Genomic DNA, 4,270 nt, shown 5'->3' with positions numbered 1-4,270 from the left:
GGCCCGGCCGCGCCCACGAGGGCCGTGGGAGCTGTCGGTCCCGCCGCCGGCCGGGTAGCGGCGCGCCGCCGGAGCGGTCAGAGCCGGTCCAGCGCCGCCCGCGCGTCGGCGACCAGGTCGTCGGCCTCTTCGATGCCGACCGAGAGCCGGACCAGGTTGTCGGGGACCTCCAGCTCGGTGCCGCGAACCGAGGCGTGCGTCATCTCCGCCGGGTAGTTCACCAGCGACTCCACGCCACCGAGCGACTCGGCCAGCTGGAACAGCTGGGTGCCCTCAGCAAACCGGCGGGCGGCCGAGGGCCCGCCGGCCAGCGCCAGCGCCACCATCCCCCCGTAGCGGGCCATCTGCCGGCAGGCCACGTCGTGCCCCGGGTGCTCGGACAACCCCGGGTAGTAGACACGCTCGACCGCGGGGTGCCCGACCAGCGCGTCGACGACGGCCTCGGCGTTGTCGCTGTGCGCGGCCATCCGCAGCTTCAGCGTCTTGATGCCGCGGATGGTCAGGAAGGCCTCCCACGGCGCGGACACCGCTCCGGCGGCGAACTGCAGGAAGCCGACCCGCTCGGCGATCTCGTCCGAGGAGGTCACCACCGCCCCGCCCAGCACGTCGGAGTGCCCGCCGAGGTACTTCGTGGTGGAGTGCACCACGACGTCGGCCCCGAGCGCCAGCGGCGTCTGCAGGGCGGGCGAGGCGAAGGTGTTGTCCACCACGACGACCAGGCCGTGCTCGTGGCCCAGCGCCGACACCGCCTCGATGTCGGTGATCTTCATCAGCGGGTTGGAGGGGGTCTCGAGCCACAGCATGCGGGTCTCCGGCCGCAGCGCCCCGCGCACCGCGTCGAGGTCGCTCATCTCGACGGTGCTCAGCGCCATCCCCCAGGGCCGCAGGATCTGGTTGGCCAGCCGGTGGGTGCCGCCGTAGACGTCGTTGCCCATGAGCACGTGGTCGCCCGGGCGCAGCAGCGCCCGCAGCAGCGCGTCCTCGGCGGCCAGCCCGGAGGCGAACGACAGCCCGTGGCGGCCACCCTCCACGGAGGCCAGCAGCTGCTGCAGCGAGTCCCGCGTCGGGTTGGTGCCGCGGGCGTACTCATACCCCTGCCGCAGCCCGCCGATGTGCTCCTGGACGAACGTGGAGGACTGGTACACCGGCGGGATGACCGCGCCGGTGGTCGGGTCGAACGCCTGGCCGGCGTGGATGGCGCGGGTGGCGAAGCCGAACGGCGGCTGCTGGCTCATCTGGCTCATCTGGCCTTTCCTCATCGGGACAGGTGGGTGAGCAGGTCCGGGCGGGTGAGCACCGCGACCGGCTTGCCCTCCTCGGTCACCAGCAGCGCGTCGGCGCGCGACAACGCCTCCTGCGCCGCCGGCACGGAGTCACCGATCCCGACCAGCGGGAGCCGCTCCCCCACGACCGAGGAGACCGGGTCGGTCATCGCCACCGTCCCGGCGAAGACCGCCTCCAGCAGGTCCCGCTCGCGCAGCGTGCCCAGCACCTCGCCCATCATGACCGGCGGCTCGGTCCCGAGCACGACCAGCTGGGAGACGCCGTACTCGGACATGAGCTGGACCGCGTCCCGCACCGTGTCGCTGGGGTGGACGTGCACCAGGTCGGGGATGGCACCGGTCTTGGAGCTGATCACGTCACGGACCGTGGCCTCCTCCGCGGCCGGCGCGAAGCCGTAGCTGCGCATCCAGCGCTCGTTGAAGATCTTGCCCAGGTAGCCGCGGCCGCCGTCAGGCAGCAGCACCACCACCACGTCGTCCGGGCCGAGGTCGCGAGCCGCCCGCAGCGCCGCGACCACCGCCATACCGGAGGAGCCGCCGACCAGCAGCCCCTCCTCCCTGGCCAGCCGCAGCGTCATCGCGAACGAGTCGGCGTCGCTGACGGCGATGACCTCGTCGGGAACGGCCGGGTCGTACGCGCCGGGCCACATGTCCTCCCCCACGCCCTCGACGAGGTAGGGGCGCCCGCTCCCGCCGGAGTAGACCGACCCCTCGGGATCGGCGCCGACGATGGCGACGCGGCCGTCGCTGACCTCCTTCAGGTAGCGGCCGGTCCCGGTGATGGTGCCCCCGGTACCGATCCCTGCCACGAAGTGGGTGACCTTGCCGTCGGTGTCGTCCCAGACTTCCGGCCCGGTGGTCTCGTAGTGGCTGCGCGGGCCGTTGGGGTTCTCGTACTGGTTCGGCTTGTACGCCCCCTCGATCTCGGTGGCGAGCCGGTCGCTGACGCTGTAGTAGGACTCCGGATGGTCCGGCGGCACCGCGCTCGGGGTGACCACGATCTCGGCGCCGTAGGCCCGCAGCACGTCGAGCTTGTCCTTGCCCACCTTGTCGGGGCACACGAAGACGCACCGGTAGCCCCGCTGCTGGGCGACCAGCGCCAGCCCCACCCCGGTGTTGCCGCTCGTCGGCTCCACGATGGTGCCTCCCGGGCGCAGCTTGCCCTCCCGCTCGGCCGCGTCCAGGATGCGGATGGCGATCCGGTCCTTCACCGAGCCCCCGGGGTTGAGGTACTCGACCTTCGCGAGCACCGTCGCCGCCAGGCCCTCCGTCACCCGGGTGAGGCGGACGAGGGGGGTGGCACCGATCACGTCCGTGATCGACTCGGCGTAGCGCATGGGGCAGCTCCGGAGAGGGCGGGGACGGTCGTCGGACGGCTCAGCCTAGCAACGGGTCCGTGCACGGACCGGCGTTCGTCCCTGCCACCGCCGTCGCCGAGCTGGGACAACGAGTCCCTGTCCGGCCCGGTGCAGCCCGTCGGCAGACACCGGCGACGGTTGGTCAGCGGGCGACGGGCATGGTGCTCAGTAGTGCGCGCTGACCTGCCGAGTGTCTACTACTTGCCTTCCCAAGAGACCGTCTGCGGCTGAGCCTTGCCGCCCGGGGCGGCCTGGGCCGGGCCGACGGAGAGACCGAGCAGCAGCAGGGTTCCAGCGAGGACGGCGGTGATCTTGCGCATATCGTTTCCTTCGGGTGTGGGGGCGGGCCGGGCGTGGTGGTGGGCACGGGGACAAACCGAAACCACCGGGCCGGTGCACTGTAATCTATAGCAAAACTCAAGGTACTTCCAGTGGCAAGCAAAGTTCTGTCCACGGTGCGCGCTGCACTCTCCGCCATCGTCGCGCTCACCGGCACCGATGCGGGCAGCCGCACCGGTCGGCGTTCGTCCCTGTCGCCGCGGTCGCCGCGCTGGTAGCGTCGAGACCCCCGGCCCGGGATCGTGATACCGGCGGCGTGATGGAACGACTGGTCGAGCGCGAAGAGCCCCTGCGCGGGCTGCAGGCGCGGCTGCGCCGGGCGGCGTCCGGGCGCGGGGGCGTCGTAGTCGTCCGGGGCGAGCCGGGCATCGGCAAGTCCGCCCTGGTCAGCGCCCTCCTCGCCAGCGTGCCCGCCGGGGGACGCAGCCTCCTCGGGCGGTGCGACGACCTGGCGACGCCCCGGCCGCTCGGGGCGCTGCGGGAGGCCCTCGGCCAGGAGCCGGCACCGTCCGCGACCGGTGCCGACGTGGCCGCTGGTTTGGTCGAGGAGCTGCGGTCCGCGGCCACGGGTACCCCGACGCTGCTGGTCCTGGAGGACGTGCACTGGGCCGACCAGGCCACCCTGGACGCCGTGACCGTGCTGGGCCGGCGCGCCGCGCGGCTCCCGCTGCTGCTGGTGCTGACGCTGCGGCCCGGTGAGCTGGCCGACGGCCACCCGCTGCCGGCCACGCTGGAGGGGCTGGCGCCCGCGACCACCATGACGGTCGAGCCGCAGCCGCTCAGCCGCTCCGGGGTGGCCGCCCTCGCCCGGGCCTACGGGAAGGCAGACCCCGGCGGCGAGGAGGCACGCCGGGTGCACGTGCTCTCCGCGGGCAACCCGCTGTACGCCCTGGAGCTGCTCGCTGCCGGCCTCGACCCGGCCGCGCCCTCGCTGCAGCACGTGGTGCGCGGCCGGGTGGCCCGCCTTCCCCCGGCGACCCGGCAGGCCCTGGAGGTGCTCGCCCTCTCCCCCTCGTGGCTGCCCTACCCGGTGCTGGACCGGGTGCACCCGGAGTGGGCCAGTGCGCTGGAGCCCGCCGAGCGGCACGGCCTGCTGCGGGTGGCGCGGGACGGCCTGGGCTTCCACCACGAGCTGGTCCGGCTGGTGCTGGCCTCGCAGACCGGCCTGGGCCGGCAACGGCTGCTGCACCGCCGGCTGCTGTCCGCCCTGGAGGAGGCCGGCGCGGAGGCGACGGTGCTGGTCCACCACGCCGAGGTGGCGGTCGCCCACGCCCTGCCCGCCGTCGGCGG

Annotated in this window: 4 protein-coding genes; 1 reads left to right on the top strand and 3 read right to left on the bottom strand. The window is 73.7% G+C overall.

All coding sequences use genetic code 11. From position 1 onward, the window contains the following. Positions 1-77: 77 nt before the first annotated feature. The 3 genes from GFJ45_RS15310 to GFJ45_RS16970 form a co-directional block, all read right to left on the bottom strand. The gene (locus tag GFJ45_RS15310; RefSeq protein ID WP_153398759.1) at positions 78-1,235 is read right to left on the bottom strand and encodes a cystathionine gamma-synthase; all 1,158 of its coding nucleotides are present in this window, start codon (positions 1,233-1,235) and stop codon (positions 78-80) included. 20 nt (positions 1,236-1,255) lie between these two features. Continuing rightward, complete coding sequence (locus GFJ45_RS15305) at positions 1,256-2,620, bottom strand: cystathionine beta-synthase (protein WP_153398756.1); 1,365 nt, start codon at positions 2,618-2,620, stop codon at positions 1,256-1,258. Between the two features lie 218 nt (positions 2,621-2,838). Further along, positions 2,839-2,961, bottom strand: a complete 123-nt coding sequence (locus tag GFJ45_RS16970) for a hypothetical protein (protein WP_267128872.1) — start codon at positions 2,959-2,961, stop codon at positions 2,839-2,841. A 278-nt stretch (positions 2,962-3,239) separates the two neighbouring features. On the opposite strand from GFJ45_RS16970, the gene GFJ45_RS15300 reads away from it, so the two are divergent. Beyond that, a partial coding sequence (locus tag GFJ45_RS15300; RefSeq protein WP_153398738.1) for an AAA family ATPase occupies positions 3,240-4,270 on the top strand: 1,031 nt, incomplete at its 3' end.

This window comes from Ornithinicoccus halotolerans (assembly GCF_009602535.1).
In the GTDB taxonomy this organism is placed as follows: Bacteria; Actinomycetota; Actinomycetes; order Actinomycetales; family Dermatophilaceae; genus Ornithinicoccus; species Ornithinicoccus halotolerans.
Note: the sequence above shows the minus strand (reverse complement) of the source record. Positions and strands in the feature narration are given on the sequence as shown.

Excerpts from the sequence above, each read along its gene's own strand:
- GFJ45_RS15305 (WP_153398756.1), bottom strand. The coding sequence starts at position 2,620 with ATGCGCTACGCCGAGTCGATCACGGACGTGATCGGTGCCACCCCCCTC.
- GFJ45_RS15310 (WP_153398759.1), bottom strand. The coding sequence starts at position 1,235 with ATGAGCCAGCAGCCGCCGTTCGGCTTCGCCACCCGCGCCATCCACGCC.
- GFJ45_RS16970 (WP_267128872.1), bottom strand. The coding sequence starts at position 2,961 with ATGCGCAAGATCACCGCCGTCCTCGCTGGAACCCTGCTGCTGCTCGGT.